The sequence below is a fragment of the Methylobrevis pamukkalensis genome, from assembly GCF_001720135.1.
GTDB classification, from domain to species: domain Bacteria; phylum Pseudomonadota; class Alphaproteobacteria; order Rhizobiales; family Pleomorphomonadaceae; genus Methylobrevis; species Methylobrevis pamukkalensis.
In genome coordinates this window covers 1-17,175 of record NZ_MCRJ01000097.1, presented here as the reverse complement: position 1 = coordinate 17,175, position 17,175 = coordinate 1, and the positions used below count along the sequence as shown (strand labels likewise).

Annotated in this window: 13 protein-coding genes; 4 read left to right on the top strand and 9 right to left on the bottom strand. The window is 68.5% G+C overall.

The window, feature by feature from the left end; all coding sequences use genetic code 11:
• Together A6302_RS15135 and A6302_RS15130 are read left to right on the top strand one after the other, a co-directional pair.
• Window positions 1–547, top strand: a 547-nt coding sequence (locus A6302_RS15135; protein WP_069307741.1) for a LabA-like NYN domain-containing protein, incomplete at its 5' end; no start/stop codon positions are given.
• Window positions 548–625: 78 nt separating this feature from the next.
• Window positions 626–1,309: a uracil-DNA glycosylase gene (locus A6302_RS15130; RefSeq protein WP_069307740.1), complete on the top strand. Its 684-nt coding sequence runs from the start codon at window positions 626–628 to the stop codon at window positions 1,307–1,309.
• A gap of 84 nt (window positions 1,310–1,393) precedes the next feature.
• On the opposite strand, the gene A6302_RS15125 is transcribed toward A6302_RS15130, so the two are convergent.
• The 7 genes from A6302_RS15125 to A6302_RS15095 form a co-directional block, all read right to left on the bottom strand.
• A complete protein-coding gene (locus A6302_RS15125) occupies window positions 1,394–2,038 on the bottom strand; it encodes a sulfite exporter TauE/SafE family protein (protein ID WP_169833598.1) in 645 nt (214 codons plus the stop codon).
• A 153-nt stretch (window positions 2,039–2,191) separates the two neighbouring features.
• Window positions 2,192–3,823, bottom strand: coding sequence for an alpha-D-glucose phosphate-specific phosphoglucomutase (locus tag A6302_RS15120; protein WP_069307739.1), 1,632 nt, complete (start codon window positions 3,821–3,823; stop codon window positions 2,192–2,194).
• A complete protein-coding gene (glgX, locus tag A6302_RS15115; RefSeq protein ID WP_069307738.1) occupies window positions 3,820–5,988 on the bottom strand; it encodes a glycogen debranching protein GlgX in 2,169 nt (722 codons plus the stop codon). Before glgX ends, A6302_RS15120 begins: the two co-directional genes overlap by 4 nt.
• A gap of 4 nt (window positions 5,989–5,992) precedes the next feature.
• Entirely contained in the window at window positions 5,993–7,444 is a 1,452-nt protein-coding gene (gene glgA / locus A6302_RS15110; protein WP_069307737.1) for a glycogen synthase GlgA, read from the bottom strand.
• Between the two features lie 193 nt (window positions 7,445–7,637).
• Window positions 7,638–8,906 (bottom strand): glucose-1-phosphate adenylyltransferase, encoded by a 1,269-nt coding sequence (glgC, locus tag A6302_RS15105; RefSeq protein ID WP_069307736.1) that lies wholly within the window; start codon window positions 8,904–8,906, stop codon window positions 7,638–7,640.
• Window positions 8,907–9,138: 232 nt separating this feature from the next.
• Window positions 9,139–9,747 carry a L,D-transpeptidase gene (locus A6302_RS15100; protein WP_245294092.1) on the bottom strand — a complete coding sequence of 203 codons (609 nt, stop codon included), beginning with the start codon at window positions 9,745–9,747 and terminating at the stop codon, window positions 9,139–9,141.
• 335 nt (window positions 9,748–10,082) lie between these two features.
• Complete coding sequence (locus A6302_RS15095; RefSeq protein ID WP_245294091.1) at window positions 10,083–10,391, bottom strand: DUF423 domain-containing protein; 309 nt, start codon at window positions 10,389–10,391, stop codon at window positions 10,083–10,085.
• A gap of 102 nt (window positions 10,392–10,493) precedes the next feature.
• Here A6302_RS15095 and A6302_RS15090 point away from each other — a divergent pair, with 102 nt between their 5' ends.
• A complete protein-coding gene (locus A6302_RS15090) occupies window positions 10,494–11,312 on the top strand; it encodes a TrmH family RNA methyltransferase (protein WP_245294090.1) in 819 nt (272 codons plus the stop codon).
• Here A6302_RS15090 and A6302_RS15085 read toward each other — a convergent pair.
• Window positions 11,302–12,585 carry a cation diffusion facilitator family transporter gene (locus tag A6302_RS15085; protein ID WP_169833597.1) on the bottom strand — a complete coding sequence of 428 codons (1,284 nt, stop codon included), beginning with the start codon at window positions 12,583–12,585 and terminating at the stop codon, window positions 11,302–11,304. The two genes, A6302_RS15090 and A6302_RS15085, sit on opposite strands and share 11 nt — an antisense overlap.
• Window positions 12,586–12,862: 277 nt before the next feature.
• Here A6302_RS15085 and A6302_RS15080 point away from each other — a divergent pair, with 277 nt between their 5' ends.
• Window positions 12,863–14,743 (top strand): heavy metal translocating P-type ATPase, encoded by a 1,881-nt coding sequence (locus A6302_RS15080; protein WP_245294089.1) that lies wholly within the window; start codon window positions 12,863–12,865, stop codon window positions 14,741–14,743.
• Here A6302_RS15080 and parC read toward each other — a convergent pair whose 3' ends face one another.
• Window positions 14,744–17,005, bottom strand: a complete 2,262-nt coding sequence (gene parC / locus A6302_RS15075; RefSeq protein ID WP_069307734.1) for a DNA topoisomerase IV subunit A — start codon at window positions 17,003–17,005, stop codon at window positions 14,744–14,746.
• Window positions 17,006–17,175 lie beyond the last annotated feature (170 nt).

Sequence of the window (17,175 nt, the reverse complement as noted above, 5' to 3'; positions counted from 1 at the left end):
AAACCTCTATGCCACAGCCAAGGCGCTTGGGTTCGATATCGATTATCGCCGCCTGCTGAAGGAATTCGGCTCGAAAGGCTATCTTCTGCGTGCGCTGTATTACACCGCGCTTGCCGAAGACCAGGAGTATTCGTCGATCCGCCCCCTGATCGACTGGCTCGACTACAACGGCTACAAGGTCGTCACCAAGCCGACCAAGGAATTCTACGACGCCAGCGGCCGGCGCAAGATCAAGGGCTCGATGGACATCGAGCTGGCGGTCGACGCGATGCTGCTGGCCGAGCATGTCGATCATCTCGTGCTGTTCTCCGGCGACGGCGACTTCCGCGCCCTCGTCGAGGCGGTGCAGCGCAAGGGCCGCAAGGTCAGCGTCGTGTCCACGCTGCAGACGCAGCCGGCGATGGTCGCCGACGAACTTCGCCGTCAGGCGGACTTCTTCATCGATCTGGCGACCCTCTCGGGCAAGATCGGCCGCGATCCCCACGAGCGGACGGTGCGTGCCGTCGATCGTGGGCCCGCCGTCGATGACAACGACGACGAGGATTGAGAGAGCTTCGGTGCCTCGCGGAATTTTCCGCAAGCGCCGACCCGCAATCCTGATGTCCGAAGCGTGTGTGCTGGAGGGTTGACGGTGTCCGCATCCGTCGTTGCCGATCCCGGTCGGAACTGTCCCCTCTGTCCGCGCCTCGTTGCCTTCCGCGAGGAGGCGCGCGCGCGCGAACCCGGGTGGTTCAATGCGCCCGTGCCGAGTTTCGTGCCGGGTTCCGGGCCCCGCTCCGCGCGGGTTCTGATCGTGGGACTCGCGCCGGGCCTGCGCGGTGCCAATCGGACCGGGCGGCCCTTTACCGGCGACTACGCCGGCGACCTTCTCTACGACACGCTGATTTCCTACGGCTTCGCCACGGGCAAGTTCGAGGCGCGGCCCGACGACAGCCTGACGCTGATCGACGCGGCCGTGACCAATGCGGTGCGCTGCGTGCCGCCGGAGAACAAGCCGATCGGCGCCGAGATCGGAAATTGCCGACAGTTCCTCGAGACCACGATCTCGTCATTTCCGAATCTCGCGGCCATCGTGGCGCTCGGACGCATCGCCCACGAGTCGGCGCTGCGGGCCCTGAAGCCGCATCTGCCGCTGGCGCCCTCGGCCTATCGCTTCGTCCATGGCGCAATCCATGAGGTCGCGGGTCCGTCCGGCCCCCTGCTCTTCACGGACAGCTACCACTGCTCGCGCTACAACACGAACACCGGGCGCCTGACGCCCGAGATGTTCCGCAGCGTGTTCTCCGCCCTGCGCGAACGCATCGGCTGACGTCGCCTCACCCTACTGGGAAGCAGTAGGCGAGCCAGCCGCCGGCTGGCACGTAGACGCTGGCAATCCCGAGCCCGATCATCGTCACGCCGATCGCCGTCCGCAGATGCTGGCGGCGGGCCAGCCGGCGCAGGCCGGCCACGCCGAGCGCGGCGCAGTCACCGACGGCAATGTCCCGACGCCGAAGCCGAGCATGACCGACGCCCCGCCCCCGGCACTGCCGGAGAGCATGGCGTAGAACAGCGCGCCGAACACCATGCCGCAGGGCAGGAAACCCCACGCAAGGCCGGAGAGAAAGGCCGTCGGCATGCGCAGGCCGAGCGTGCCGGGAGAACCGACACCGGGCGCGCCGGCGGCAATCAGCCCGATCACCGGCCGGGTCACGCGGTCGAGAAGGGCGAGCGACGGCGCAAGTCCGGTCAGCGTCAGTCCGATCCAGCCGAGCGTCACGGCCGAGGCCCACTGCAGGATCCTGTAGCCGGCGCTCTGGTCGAACACGCCGTAGACCGAGGAGCCGGCGAGGCCGACAAGGCCGCCGGCGAGCGTGTAGGCGACGATCTTGCCGGCCTGCGCCGGCAGCAGGACCGCCAGCCGGTCGCCGATCGTGTCGCCGCCCGAGAGCGAGAACATGATCGACGAGGCGATCGCGCCGCACATGCCCGCGCAATGCAGGCTGCTGGCAAGGCCGAGCAACAGCCCGCCGAGGAAGGTGAGGTTTTCTATGTCCATGCCGGCCCGTCCGCCAGGGTGAAGCGGCCAACGGCGCGCACCCGGTCGGAGGGCAGCGCGCGCGGCGCACACCCGGCAGGAAGCCATGGCGGCACGAGCGCCGCCATGATCCGGATCAAACGGCCCCGTTCTCGAGACGCAGCCCCTACCGGCTCAGGTCACGACGTCCGGCGCGGTCCGGCCGGTCCGCGACGCGATTCCGGCCAGCGCCTCGGCCGCGGCGATCACCCCCGCCAGCGCCACCTGCGCATCCTCGCCGTGCCTGGCCGGATCGGGCTCGAACTTCTCGATGTAGACCCGGATGGTCGCGCCCTCGGTGCCCGTGCCGGACAGACGGAACACCAGCCGTTCGCCGCTGGCAAAGCCGATGCGGATGCCCTGCCCGGTCGTCAGCGAACCGTCCACCGGATCCGCGTAGGCAAAGTCGTCCGCCGACGCGATCTCGAGCCCCGCCGCCGTCGTGCCCGGCAGCACGGACAGTCGGCTGCGCAGATGGGCCATCAGGCCGCCGGCCGCCTCGCTGTCCACGGCCTCGTAGTCGTGGCGGGTGTAGAAGGTGCGGCCGAACTCCGCCCAGTGCGCGGTCTGGATCTCGGCGATGGTTTCCTTGCGCGCCGCCTGGATGTTGAGCCACATCAGCACCGCCCACAGACCGTCCTTCTCGCGCACGTGATCCGAGCCCGTGCCGGCGCTTTCCTCGCCGCAGAGCGTGATCATGCCCGTGTCGAGCAGGTTGCCGAAGAACTTCCAGCCGGTCGGCGTCTCGTAGCAGGCGATGCCGAGCTTCTCGGCCACCCGGTCGACGGCGGCGCTGGTCGGCATTGAGCGGGCCACGCCGGACAGTCCGCGGGTATAGCCCTTGGCGAGATGGGCGCTGGCCGCGATCATCGCCAGGCTGTCCGACGGGGTGACGACCGCGCCGCGGCCGATCACGATGTTGCGGTCGCCGTCGCCGTCCGAGGCCGCACCCATGTCCGGCGCATCGGGGCCGGCCATCAGGTCGTAGAGCTCCTTGGCATAGATCGGGTTCGGATCCGGATGCCCGCCGCCGAAGTCGGGCAGCGGCACCGCGTTCACCACCGTGCCCGGCGCCGCGCCCAGCCGCTCCTCGAGGATCGCCTTGGCATAGGGACCGGTCGCGGCATGCATGGCATCGAAGCGCATGGTGAAGCCGTCGCGGAACATGGCCGAGATCAGGTCGAAGTCGAACAGCGTTTCCATGAGTTCGGCGTAATCGGTCACCGGATCGACGACCTCGATCGCCGAGTCGCCGATCATCGTCTCGCCGAGCGCCGACAGGTCGACATCGGGCGCGTCGAAGATCGCGTATTCGGCGATCGACTTCGTCCGGGCGAAGATCTCCGCCGTCACCGCCTCGTTCGCCGGCCCGCCATTGGCCATGTTGAACTTCAGGCCGAAGTCGCCGTGCAGGCCGCCGGGATTGTGGCTCGCGGACAGGATCAGCCCGCCGAAGGCGCCGCGCTTGCGGATGACGTTGGAGGCGGCCGGCGTCGAGAACAGCCCGTTCTGGCCAACGATCAGCCGGGCGGCCCCGCTGGCCGCCGCCATCTTCAGGATGGTCTGGATCGCCCGGTCGTTGAAGAAGCGGCCGTCACCGCCGACGACCAGCGTCTTGCCGGCGATGCCGCCGACGCCCTCGAAGATCGCCTGGACATAGTTCTCCAGGTATCCGGGTGTCATGAACACGTCGGTCTTCTTGCGCAAGCCGGAGGTGCCGGGCTTCTGGCCGTCAACGGGCCGCGTTGCAACGGTCTTGATGGTCATCGTCGTCCTCGTTGGGTTCGTCCAGACTGTGTCCTGATCTTCTCGAACACCACGATGCTCCGCGGCTCCACCGTCAGGGCGGCACCGGGATCGTGAAGGGTCGGCTCGAGATGTCCCGTGGGCGCGGTGGTGGCGAAGATCCGTCGCCACACGCGGCCCCGGCGCACCGACGGCAGCGTGAAGCGCACCGTCTCGGCAAGGCCGTTGAAGATCATCATCACCGGGTCCGCCTCGTCATTCTCGGCGCGGACCGCGGCGCTGCGCACGATCAGGCCGAAGCAGCGGAAGCCTGGATTGCGCCATTCCGAATTCACCACGGCCCGGCCGCTGGGCGAGACCCACTGCACTTCGAGTTGGCCGTCGGCCGCGCGGATCTTGGCGTGGACGAAATTCGGCTGTCGCAGCACCGAGTGTTCGCGGCGCAGCTTCACGAGCGCGGCGACGAAGTCCGGCAGGTCCGGATCGTTGGCCGCGTCCCAGTCGACCCAGCCGGTCGGGTTGTCCTGGCAATAGGCGTTGTTGTTGCCGTGCTGCGTGTTCGCGGTCTCGTCGCCGGCGGTCAGCATCGGCGTTCCCTGCGACAGGAACAGAGTCGCCAGCAGATTGCGCGTCGCGCGGCGCCGGGCGGCCAGGATGATCGGATCATGCGTCGGCCCCTCGACCCCGTGGTTGTGGCTGAGGTTGTCGTGATGGCCGTCGCGGTTGTTCTCGAGATTGGCTTCGTTGTGCTTGTGATTGTAGGCGACGAGATCGGCGAGCGTGAAGCCGTCGTGGGCGGTCACGAAATTGACCGAGGCCCAGGGCCGGCGGCCGCGATTGTCGAACAGGTCGGCCGAGCCGAGCAGGCGGGTGGCAAGATCGGGCGTCACAGCCTCGTCGCCGCGCCAGAAGCGCCGCACCGTGTCGCGGTACTTGTCGTTCCATTCCGCCATCCCGGGCGGAAAGTTGCCGACCTGGTAGCCGCCGGGGCCGATGTCCCACGGTTCGGCGATCAGCTTCACGTGGGCCAGCACCGGATCCTGCCGCATGGCGGTCAGCAGCCGCCCGTCGGGATCGAATCCGTAGGGCTCGCGGCCGATGGTGGTTGCAAGGTCGAAGCGGAAACCGTCGACGCCCAGAACCTCGACCCAGTGGCGCAGCGAATCCAGCACCAGCGCGGTGACATGGGGGTGGGCAGTGTTGAGGCTGTTTCCGGTACCGGTGTCGTTCTGGTAGTAGCGCGGCGCCTCCGGCATCAGGCGGTAGTAGGTGGCGTTGTCGATGCCGCGGTAGCAGATCGTCGAGCCGAGCTGGTCCACCTCGCCGGTGTGATTGTAGACGACGTCGAGGATCACCTCGATGCCCGCCGAATGGAAGCGGTCGACCATCGCCCGGACCCGGTTCATGACCCCTGCCGGGGAGCCGCGGTCGTAACGCACCTCCGGCGCGAAATAGGCGATCGGCGCATAGCCCCAGTAGTTGACGAGGCTGCGCCGTGTTAGGAACCCCTCGTCGAGATAGGCATGGATCGGCAGCAGCTCGACCGCCGTGACGCCGAGCCGCGTCAGATGGTCGAGCATCCCGGGGCGCGCCAGCCCGTCATAGGTGCCGCGCAGATGTTCGGGAACGTCTTCGCGCCGCATCGTCAGGCCGCGCGGATGGCCCTCGTAGATCACCGTCTCCGGCCAGGGATGACCCGGACGCGGCGGCCGCTTCCCGTCGTCCCCGAGGTCGACCACGATCCCCTTCGGCACGACGCGGGCGCTGTCGCGGACGTCGAAGGTCAGGTCGTCGAGGGTGCGCGACACATAGCCGGCCATCAGTTCGTCGGTGCGCATCCGGTGCGACAGCGCGCGGGCATAGGGGTCGATCACCAGCTTGTTGGGATTGAAGCGGTGTCCTTCTTCGGGCGCATAGGGCCCATGGACGCGGTAGCCATAGAGGGTGCCCGGGCGCAGGCCCGGCACATAGCCGTGCCAGATCTCGTCGGTGTATTCCGGCAGGCGGATCCTCGCGGTCTCGTGCCCGGTGACCGGATCGAAAAGGCAGAGATCGACTTCCGTCGCATGCGCCGAGAACAGGGCGAAGTTCGTGCCTTCCCCCGTGAAGGTCGCGCCGAGCGGAAACGGCCGTCCGGCCTCGACCCTCCCCCACGGCGAATGCGCAGCCCCGTGCCAAGGCGTCACGTCGTCATCTCCGACCCGGGGTCGCGAGGGTCTCGTAGAGATCCACATATTGCGCGGCGGAGGCTTCCCAGCCGACCGGCTGCGCCATCGCCCGCTTCTGCAGCCGGCGCCAGGCCTTGCGGTCGGCATAGAGGTCGAAGGCGCGTTCGATCGCGAACCCGAGCCCGCTCGATGTCACCGGGGAGAACTGGACGCCGGTGGCGCTGCCGGTCCGCAACGCAGCCTCGTTGGCATCGATGACGGTATCCGTCAGGCCACCCGTGCGCGCCACGATCGGGATCGTGCCGTAGCGCAGGCCGTAGAGCTGCGTCAGGCCGCAAGGCTCGAACCGCGACGGCACCAGGATGGCATCGGCACCGCCCTGGAGCACATGCGAGGCGGCCTCGTCATAGCCGATCAGGACGCCGATCCGGCCGGCGAACTGCCGGGCGGCATCGGTGAAGGCGCGCTCCATGCTCGGATCGCCGCTGCCGATGAGCGCGAGCTGTCCGCCGCGCCAGACGAGATCGGCAAGCTGGGCGACGAGGAGATCAAGTCCCTTCTGCGCCGTCAGCCGGCTGATGACGCAGAACAGCGGCGCGTTGGGATCGGGCGCAAGCCCCATCAGCGCCTGGACCTGCTTCTTGTTGGCGGCCTTCTGGGTGATCTTTGCCGCCGAATAGGTCTGGGCGAGATGCGGATCCGTCTCCGGATTCCAGACATCGAGGTCGATGCCGTTGAGGATGCCGGTCAGCACGGACGCGCGCTCGGTCAGCACGCCCTCGAGCCCCATGCCGAACTCGCCGGTGCGCAGTTCGCGGGCGTAGGTGGGGCTGACCGTCGACAGATGGCTGGAGAAGACGAGGCCCGCCTTCAGGAAGGAGATCTGGCCGTAGTATTCCAGGCCGGCCGGCATGAAGAACGACGGCGGCAGGCCGAAGCCGCCTTCGGTCGAAAGGCTGCACAGGCCCTGGAAGGCGATGTTGTGGATGGTGAACAGCGTGGCGGGCACATCGCCGCCGGCTGCGGCGATGTAGGCCGGCGTCAGACCCGCCTGCCAGTCGTGGCAGTGGACGATGTCCGGCTTCCAGCCGTCCAGCCCGGAGATTCCGATGTCGGCAGCCATGCGTCCGAGGGCGGCATAGCGACGGGGATTGTCCGGCCAGTCGCGCCCGTCCGGTCCGAGATAGGGGCTGCCGCTGCGCTGGTAGAGATGCGGTGCATCGATCGCGTAGATCTCGAGCCCGTCGCGTGTCTCGCCAAGGAGGAGTTGCGCCGGACCGCCGAACAGCGTCGCGCGCGTGTCGACCACCGTGGTGCCGGTCAGGCCGGCGAGCACCGCCGGATAGCCCGGCAGAATCACCCGGACATCGCAGCCGGCCGCCTTGAGCGCCAGCGGCAGGGCGCCGACGACATCGGCAAGCCCCCCGGTCTTGATGAGCGGAAAGCACTCGGAAGCGACGAAGAGGATGCGCACCCTGTAGTCCCCCGATCACGGCACCGCGCCGCGTCCCGCACTGAACGCGGCCCCGGTGGGGCCGCGTGGCCGATGAGCCGTTGATGCACCGACCAAGCCGGAGCATCAAAGGAAGCCTCGAAATCAACGGCTTGCAGCATATGCCGATCCAGCCGCCGAATTCAATCGCGCCGCTTCGCCAGCCGGCCGGCAATCACAGGTCCAGCTTGTCGATCATCGGCTGGGTGATCAGGCAGATGCCGTTCTCGCTGCGGCGGAAGCGCTTGGCGTCTTCCTCCGGATCCTCGCCGACGACGAGGTTCGGCGGGATGATCACTCCGCGGTCGATCACGACGCGCTTCAGGCGCGCGCCCCTGTTGATCTGCACGTAGGGCAAGGCCACCACATGCTCGACTTCCGCGAAGGAATGCGCCTTCACGCCGGTGAACAGCAGCGACTTGTCGATGCGGGCGCCGGAGATGATGCAGCCGCCCGACACCAGCGAACTGGTCGCCGCGCCGCGCCGCCCATCCTCGTCGTGGACGAACTTGGCGGGCGGAACGATCTCGGCATAGGTCCAGATCGGCCAGGTGTTGTCGTAGAGGTCGAGCTCGGGCACGAAGTCGGTGAGGTCGATGTTCGCTTCCCAGAAGGCATCGACCGTGCCGACGTCACGCCAGTAGGACGTGCCTTCGCTGGACGAGCGGACGCAGGAATTGGAGAACCGGTGGGCAACGGCTTTGCCGTTCTTCACCAGGTACGGAATGATATCCTTGCCGAAATCGTGCGCCGACTCCGGATCCTCCGCGTCCTTGCGCAGCAGGTCGAACAAGAGCTTGGTCTCGAAGACGTAGATGCCCATCGACGCCAGCGCGCGCTCCGGATTGTCCGGCATGCCGGGCGGATCGGCCGGCTTTTCCACGAATTCGATGATCCGGTCATTGGCATCGACATGCATGACGCCGAAGGCGACCGCTTCCATGCGCGGCACGTCGATGCAGCCGACCGTGACGTCGGCGCCCGACACCACGTGCTCCTCGATCATCACCTCGTAGTCCATCTTGTAGACATGGTCGCCGGCGAGGATGACGATGTAGTCGGGCGCATAGGCCTCGACGATGTCGATGTTCTGGGTCACGGCGTCGGCCGTGCCGAGATACCACTTGTCTTCCGACACGCGCTGCGACGCCGGCAGCACGTCGAAGCTCTCGTTGCGCTCCTCGCGGAAGAAGTTCCAGCCGCGCTGGAGGTGGCGGATCAGGCTGTGCGCCTTGTACTGGGTCGCCACCGAGATGCGGCGGATGCCCGAGTTCATCGCGTTGGAGAGCGCAAAGTCGATGATGCGGCTCTTGCCGCCGAAATAGACCGCCGGCTTGGCGCGGCGGTCGGTGAGCTCCTTCAGGCGCGATCCGCGCCCGCCGGCCAGAACGAACGCCATCGATGTGCGTGCGAGCCGACGCTGCCCCCGTTTGATATCGACCATGGCCTCCCCCTCGTCTTCGATCTTCGACTTCTTGATTCCGCGCCGCGCGGTCTCTCTGGACCTAACGTCGCGTACGCCCGGCCGGTTCCTGAAACGAGAAGAAACGGAGAGATCGGGCGCCGTCGATGCGCCACTATGGCGCGGCAAAATCCCTTTGTCTCCCCCGTAGCCATTGAGCGGATTTATTTTTTCGGAGGCGATGCAGGGGCCCGAAGACCCCTGCGAACGCGCTTCAGACCGTCATGCCGCTCCCCAGCACGACCACCTTGGTGTCGACCGGAACGCGGTCGTAGAGGTCGATGATGTCCTGGTTCATGAGGCGGATGCAGCCCGAGGACGCCGAGGTGCCGATCGTCCACGGCTCGGCCGTGCCATGCAGGCGGTAGAGCGTGTCACGGCCGTCCTGGTAGAGGTAGAGCGCACGCGCCCCAAGTGCGTTGGTCGGTCCCGGCGGCTGGCCGTCGGCGAACGGCCGGGCGCGCGGATCGCGGGCGACCATTTCCGCCGGCGGATACCAGGTCGGCCATTTCGCCTTGCGCGCGATGACCGCCTCGCCCGACCAGGTGAAGCCGTCGCGGCCGACGCCGACGCCGTAGCGCAGCGCCTTGCCGTCGGCGCGGGTCAGATAGAGGAAGTGGTTCTCGGGGTCGACGACGATGGTCCCGACCGGATAGGGCGCCGAATAGTAGACCTCCTGCCGCCAGTAGACAGGATCGATGGGCCGCAGATCGATCGCCGGCAACGGAAACGGCTCGTCGGTCACCGGCCCGTACATCGACATGTACAGCGGATCGGAGCGCTGGCTGGCGCCGAGGCGCGGGCGCATCAGATCGGAGCCCATGCATCCGGCAAGCGCGAACGGCAGGGCGGCCACGAAGAAGCGGCGAGAGAGGCGCGGTGTGCCCGGGGAGGACGTGGATGTGACGGATGTGGTGTCCGGTGCGACGGGCATCAGCAAGGAACCTCGTTGTATTGGATTGCGACAGCGGGATGGCGAGTATACCCGCCTCAACGCAAAGGGACCCTTGCAAGTTCGCACCGCCCCTCGATCAATTCGTCGTGACCGGCCAGCGGGTTCGAAACCGGCCGCAATTCGCCGGGCGGCGGATGGTCAGTCCGTCCCTTCACGCGGCGCCGCAAACAGCAGCAGGACCGAAAGCAGGATCCAGCCGCCGATCAGCAGTAGCCCGCCGGTCGCGCTGCCATCGGGAACAGAGGCACGCCGAAACGCGCCCGGACCGCGAGATCGCCGGAGAACAGCAGGCCGCCAGCCAGCAGCGCCAGCGCCGTGACGAGACGCGGTCCGCGCCGCAGGAGGCCGCCGGCCGCCAGGTAGACCACCGGGCCGGCATGAACGAGCAGCATCCAGCCGGCGGTGGTGAAGTTGCCGCTGGCATCCACATGCGCGCCGGCCGCCAGCAGCATGACACCCGCGGCTCCCGAAAGTGCTCCGAGTGCGGCGATCGATCTGTCGGGCAGTCCCATGGCGCGAAGGTCCTTGTCTCGTCCGTGATCTCACCGCATAGGCTTCCTCCGGCCGAGGATCAACCGGCTCGCGGCAGCAGCGCCGAGAGAGGACAACCAGACGTGCAAGACGCCCTCCGCATCGACGATCCGGACGATCCGCGCATCGCGATGTTCCTGAACGTGCGCGACCGCGATCTGGCTGGCCGCGGCGCAGGCTTCATCGCCGAGGGCGAGGTGGTGATCCGCCAGCTGCTGCAATCGCGGGACTTTTCGGCGCGCGCGCTGCTGGTGGCCGCCGACCGACTGGCCACGAAGTCGGAGCTTCTCGGCGGCGTGCCGGAGAATGTTCCGGTCTATGCCGCCGCGCAGGAGGTGATGGACCGGATCGTCGGCTTCCACATCCACCGCGGCCTTCTCGCCTTCGGCGAGCGCGTGGCCGAATTCCGCCCGGAAGATCTCCTTGTCGCCCGCCCGCGCCTCGTTCTTGGCCTCGTCGGCATCGGCAACCACGACAATCTCGGCGGAATCTTCCGCAACGCCGCTGCCTTCGGCGTGGAGGCGATGCTGCTCGACGACACCTGCTGCGATCCGCTCTATCGCAAGGCGCTGCGGGTGTCGGTCGGCGCAGTGCTCAAGGTGCGCCATGCCCGCGCTGGCAGCGGCGCCGACCTCGTGACCCGGCTTGTCGAAGCCGGCTACGCCCCGGTCGGCCTCTCGCCGCAGGGCCGGGACGACATCGGCGACATCGGCACGATCGACCGCCCGGCGCTGGTGCTCGGTGCCGAGGGGCCGGGCCTGCCGCCCGCCCTGCTGGCGCAGACCCGCAGCGTGCGGATCGACATGTCCGGCGGCTTCGACAGCCTCAACGTCGCGACCACCAGCGGCATCGCCCTGCACGAACTGCGCCGGGCGCTCGGTGCTGGAGCCTTCAACCCTTGAGCGGTTCCGGATGGCTGACGATGCGCAGGATCGCCGGCCAGCGCGTGCGCACCGACCGCTCCAGATCGTCGAGCGCGGCATGGACCGCGGCGGTCGACGTTTCCGGGTGAAAGCGGCAGTGGAAGGCGACGAACAGGCCGTCGCCGAGCAGGCGGACCCGCACGTTGTGGACATCGGACACGTCGAGCGCCGGCGCCACTTCGGCAAGATCGGCGGCGATGGCGGCCGCCCGGTGATCGGTGATCGTCTCGCCGGGAAGGAGGTCGGCCAGCATCGGCTCCAGATGGGTCTCCACCTCCGCGTCGCCGCCGACCTCGGCGCGGATCGCGTCCTCCAGCCGGCTGGCGGCGTCATGGGCGCTGCCGAGCGGCATCTCGCCGTCCACCTCGATGTCGAGACTGATCGACAGCTTGTCGCCGAGATGCTGGATGGTGATGTGGTGCACGGGCACCCCGACGCGGCTGGCCGCGATCAGCACCTGCTGGCGAACGCTCTCGTCGTCGAGGGCGATCGGCAGCGTGCTGACTGCCACCTCGCCCGCCCCGATCTCGGACTGTACGGCCAGCGAGACGGCGTCCTTCAGCGTCACCAGCTCTTCGAGCGTGAAGTGGCGCGGCACGTCGATCAGCGTGTCGACGAAGCGGCTGGAGCCGACATTGCGCACGCGCACGGTGCGCACCGAGACAACGCCCGGCACGTCGTCGATCACGCGGGTCAGCCCGGCGATCATGCCGCGCGGCACGGCGTCGACCAGCTGGTCGATGGTGCCCTTGAGGAGTTTCAGTGCCAGCACGCCGATCAGCACCGCGACGGCAAGCGTTGCAGCGGAATCGGCCCAGGCGTAGCCGGCCAGCGTGGCGAGGAAGCCGCACAGCACCGCGATGGAGGACAGCACGTCGGAGCCGAAATGCAGGGCGTCGGCGGCCAGCGCGTGGCTGCCGGTTTCCTTCGCCACTCGGTTCAGGTCGTAGGTGCGCCAGACGTTGACGAGGATCTCCACGCCGAGCACGGCAAAGGCGATGAAGGACAGCTGCGGCGGCGGCGCGCCCTCCGTCAGCCGCTGCACCGCCTCGACCGACACGCCGCCGGCGAGCACCAGCAGCAGCGCCGACAGGGCGAGCGCGGCGATGTTCTCGAACTTGCCGTGGCCGTAGGGATGGGTCTCGTCCGGCGGCCGGTCGGCGAGGCGGACGGTGAACAGGGTCACCGCGGTTGCCAAAAAGTCGGTCGCCGAATGGAAGGCATCCGTGATCAGCGCCAGCGAGCCGATCATCAGCCGACGCCGAGCTTGGCGGCGGCCAGCAGCAGGCTCGCGATCAGCGAGATCAGGGCAACGCGCTCTTTGCGGGACAAGTCTGCATCTCCGGGAATGCGCGCGCAGATGGCGCACGTCGAGGCCGACCGACATCGGCGGGGCCGGGGTTTTCCACTCGGGGCGGCAAGCCATGCCCTGCAACGGCACCGACCGCAAGGGAAACGGTGGCGGACGCGATCATACCCTGTTGATCATGGTCATGGCATGGTCCTCCGACGGATGCGACGGACCTCGCATGCGCCGCCGCAGACCGGCCCGGGCAAAGGTGGCAACCATGCGCATACCAAGGACGATCTTCTCCCTGCCTGCCCTGTCCGCACCGCTCCTCGTTCTCTTTGTCGCGGTTCTGGGCCTTGCCGCGGGCGTGGTGGCCTGGCTCACCGGCGCGGACCACATCGCATCGCTTGCCTGGGCCGCAGGCACGGTGCCGGTCCTGCTCGCGCTCGCCGTCGACATCGTCGCCAGCCTGCGGCGGGGCGAGGTCGGCCTCGATCTGGTCGCGGCGCTGTCGATGGGCACCGCGCTTGCCTTCGGCGAACCGCTGGCCGCCAATGTCGTGGCGCTGATGTATGCCGGCGGCGAGCAGCTCGAACATCTGGCCGAAGGCCGGGCGACCCGCGACATGACCGCCCTCCTCGGCCGCGTCGCCCGCACGGCCCTGCGCATCGACGCCGGCGGAATGACCGAAACGCCGATCGCGGATCTCGTGCCGGGCGACCGCCTTCTCGTGCGCCATGGTGAGGTCGTCCCGGTCGACGGCACGCTGGGCGAGGGCCGCGCCCTTCTCGACAATTCGCCGCTCACCGGCGAGAGCCGGCCCGTCGAGCTTGCCGCCGGCGACGCCGTTGCCAGCGGGGCGACCAATCTCTCGGACGCCTTCGTGCTGATCGCGACCCGGCCCGCGGCCGAGAGCACCTATGCCGGCATCGTCCGGCTGGTGGAACAGGCAAGGTCGAGCAAGGCGCCGATGGCGCGGATCGCCGACCGCTATGCGGTGTGGTTCCTGCTCTTGACGCTGGCGATCGCCGGCGCGGCCTGGGGCCTCTCCGGCGACCGGATGCGCGCGCTCGCCGTCCTCGTCGTCGCCACGCCCTGCCCGCTGATCCTCGCCCTGCCGATCGCGATCATCTCCGGCATGTCCCGGGCGGCCGGCCGCGGCGTGCTGATGAAGCAGGCGAGCGCGCTGGAGGCGATGTCGGCCGTTCACACCGCGATCCTCGACAAGACCGGCACGCTCACCGAGGGGCGGATCACCATCGGCCGGATCGACGCGGAGGAGGGTTTTGCGCCGGACGAGGTGCTGCGGATCGCCGCCTCGCTCGACCAGGCCTCCACCCACGTCATCGCCCAGGCCCTGGTCGCGGCGGCGCTGGCGCGCGGACTGACGCTGTCGCCGCCCTCGGACGTGGTCGAGGTGCCGGGCGCCGGGGTTGCCGGCCACGTTGACGGCCGCCGCGCCGCCATCGGCACCTTCGCCCATGTTCTCGGCGAGGACGGTCTGCGCGTTGCGCGCGCGGCCGGGATCATTGCCGCCGGCAGCATCGTCCTGGAGGTCGACGGCCGGCCTGCGGGCGTGATCGTGCTGACCGATCCGTTGCGCATCGACGCGGCGGACACGCTCGCCAGCCTGCGCCGCAGCGGCATCCGCCGCCTTGTCCTTGCTTCCGGCGACGATGAGGACGTGGTGACCGTGGTCGCCGGCGGGCTGGACATCGATGAAGCGTTTGCCGGCCTCGCTCCCGCGGACAAGGTACGGATCGTCGCGGAGGAGAAGCGCCGCGGGCCGGTGATGATGGTCGGCGACGGGGTGAACGACGCCCCTGCCCTGGCGCTCGCCGATGTCGGCGTGGCACTCGGTGCGCGCGGGGCCGCGGCCTCCTCGCAGACCGCCGACGTGGTGCTGCTGGTCGACGAGATCTCGCGCCTCGGCGAAGCGGTCGAGATTGCCCGGCGCACCCGCCGCATCGCGCTTCAGAGCGTGTACATCGGCCTCGGCCTGTCGATCGGCGCGATGGTCGTCGCCGCCTTCGGCCATCTGCCGCCGGTCGCGGGCGCGCTGACGCAGGAGGCGATCGACGTCGCGGTGATCCTCAACGCCATGCGCGCGCTTAGATAGTCACAGCCCGCGCGGACCGAACTTGTTGGACTTCGGGAAGCCCGACGGCGGCAGGCGCCCGGCGCTGCCCCGATCGCCGATCCAGTCGGCCAGTTCCGCCAGCGTGCGGACATAGGTGCTGCCGGCCGAGGTGGTCCACGTGAGGCCGACGGCGCCGGAGAAGGTGCGGATGTCGGAAAGACCGCCGTCCTTGTAGCGCTGCAGCCGCACGCCCTTGCCGCGCGAAAGTTCGGCCACCTGCGCCAGCGGGAAGATCAGCAGCTTGCGGTTCTCGCCCATCACCGCGATCTGGTCGCCCTCGACCGGCACCAGCAGCCTCGCCTCGGCAGGCGCGGTGACGTTCAGCACCTGCCGGCCCTTGCGCGTGGTCGCGATCAGGTCGGTCTCGGGCACGATGAAGCCGTAGCCGTCGGTGGAGGCGATCAGCAGCCGGCGCTGCGGCTTGTGGACGAAGAGATCGACGACGTCGGTGCCTTCCTCCATGTCGACCATCAGGCGCAGCGGCTCGCCCGTGCCGCGCCCGCCCGGCAGTTTGTCGGCGCCGATCGTGAACACCTTGCCGTTGGTGGACAGCAGCAGCAGCTTGTCGTGGGTTTCGGCATGGAAGGCCGCCTTCAACCCGTCCCCGGCCTTGAAGGCCAGGCCGGTGAGGTCGTTGACGTGGCCCTTCAGCGCGCGGATCCAGCCCTTGGCCGACAGCACCACGGTGATCGGCTCGCGCTCGATCAGCGCCTGGCTGATTTCCTCGATGTCGTGGCGCGCGCCCTCGCCGAAGGAGGTGCGGCGCCGGCCGAGCGGCGTGTCGGGGCCGAAGGTCTTGCGGACCTCGGCGATCTCCCAACGCACGGCCTTCCACTGCTTGCCGTCGGAGGCCAGCAGCGCCTCGATGTCGTCCTTCTCCTTGCTGAGCTTGTCGTGCTCGCCGCGGATCTCGATCTCCTCGAGCTTGCGCAGCGACCGCAGCCGCATGTTGAGGATCGCCTCGGCCTGGACGTCGGACAGCGCCCAGCGCGCCATCATCACCGCCTTCGGCTCGTCCTCCTCGCGGATGATCCGGATCACCTCGTCGAGGTTGAGGAAGGCGACGAGATAGCCCTGGAGGATTTCCAGCCGGCGGACGATCTGGTCCAGCCGGTGGCGCGAGCGCCGCTGCAGCACCTCGCGGCGGTGGTCGAGCCACTCCCGGAGCACGCGGTCGAGGCCGATGACATTGGGCACCTGCCCGCGCGAGAGCACGTTCATGTTGAGCGGAAAGCGGGTTTCCAGATCGGTCAGCCGGAACAGCGATTCCATCAGGAGATGGGCATCGATGTTGCGCGCGCGCGGCTCGAACACGATGCGCACGTCCTCCGTGCTCTCGTCGCGCACGTCGGCCAGCAGCGGCAGGCGCTTGGTCTGCAGCAGTTCGGCGATCTTCTCGATCAGCCGCGCCTTCTGGATCTGGTAGGGAATCTCGGTGACGACGGCGACCCAGTTGCCGCGGCCGAGATCCTCCACATACCAGCGTGCCCGGACCCGGAAGCCGCCGCGCCCGGTGCGGTAGGCCTCGGTGATCGTCGCCGGATCGTCGACCAGCACGCCGCCGGTGGGAAAATCCGGACCCTGCACGAAGTCGACCAGCTTTTCGACCGGCGCGTCCGGATGATCGATCAGGTACATCGCCGCGTCGCAGAGTTCGGCGGCGTTGTGCGGCGGGATCGACGTGGCCATGCCGACCGCGATGCCGGAGGAGCCGTTGGCGAGCAGGTTCGGGAATGCGCCGGGAAGAACGATCGGCTCGCGTTCCTCGCCATCGTAGGTCTCGCGGAAATCGACCGCGTCCTGGTCGAGACCGTCGAGAAGAAGGCTCGCAACCTCCGTCAGCCGCGCTTCGGTGTAGCGCATCGCCGCCGCGTTATCGCCGTCGATGTTGCCGAAATTGCCCTGTCCGTCCACCAGCGGATAGCGCTGGGCGAAGTCCTGGGCGAGCCGGACGAGGGCGTCGTAGACCGACTGGTCGCCGTGCGGGTGATACTTGCCGATCACGTCGCCGACGACGCGGGCGCATTTCTTGAAGCCCTGCCCCGGATCGAGCTTCAGGAGGCGCATGGCGTAGAGCACGCGCCGGTGCACCGGCTTCAGGCCGTCGCGCACGTCGGGCAGCGCGCGGTGCATGATGGTCGACAGCGCATAGGCGAGGTAGCGCTCTTCCAGCGCCTCGCGCAGATTGACCGGTTCGATGCCGTCCGGACGATCGCCGGGAGGTGTCTTTTCGTTGCCCATGCCCCCCGCTTAAGGGAATCGATTCGCAAGGGCAACGCGCAGGGTTGGACGTGACGGGGTTTTCCGCAGAAATCCGGGACTTCGGTATGCCACCCGGATCAAGCCGCCGCGGCCGGACGCAAAACGCCCCGCGGGCCGGGGGCGCGGGGCGTCGGGAGCTTCGAAACCAT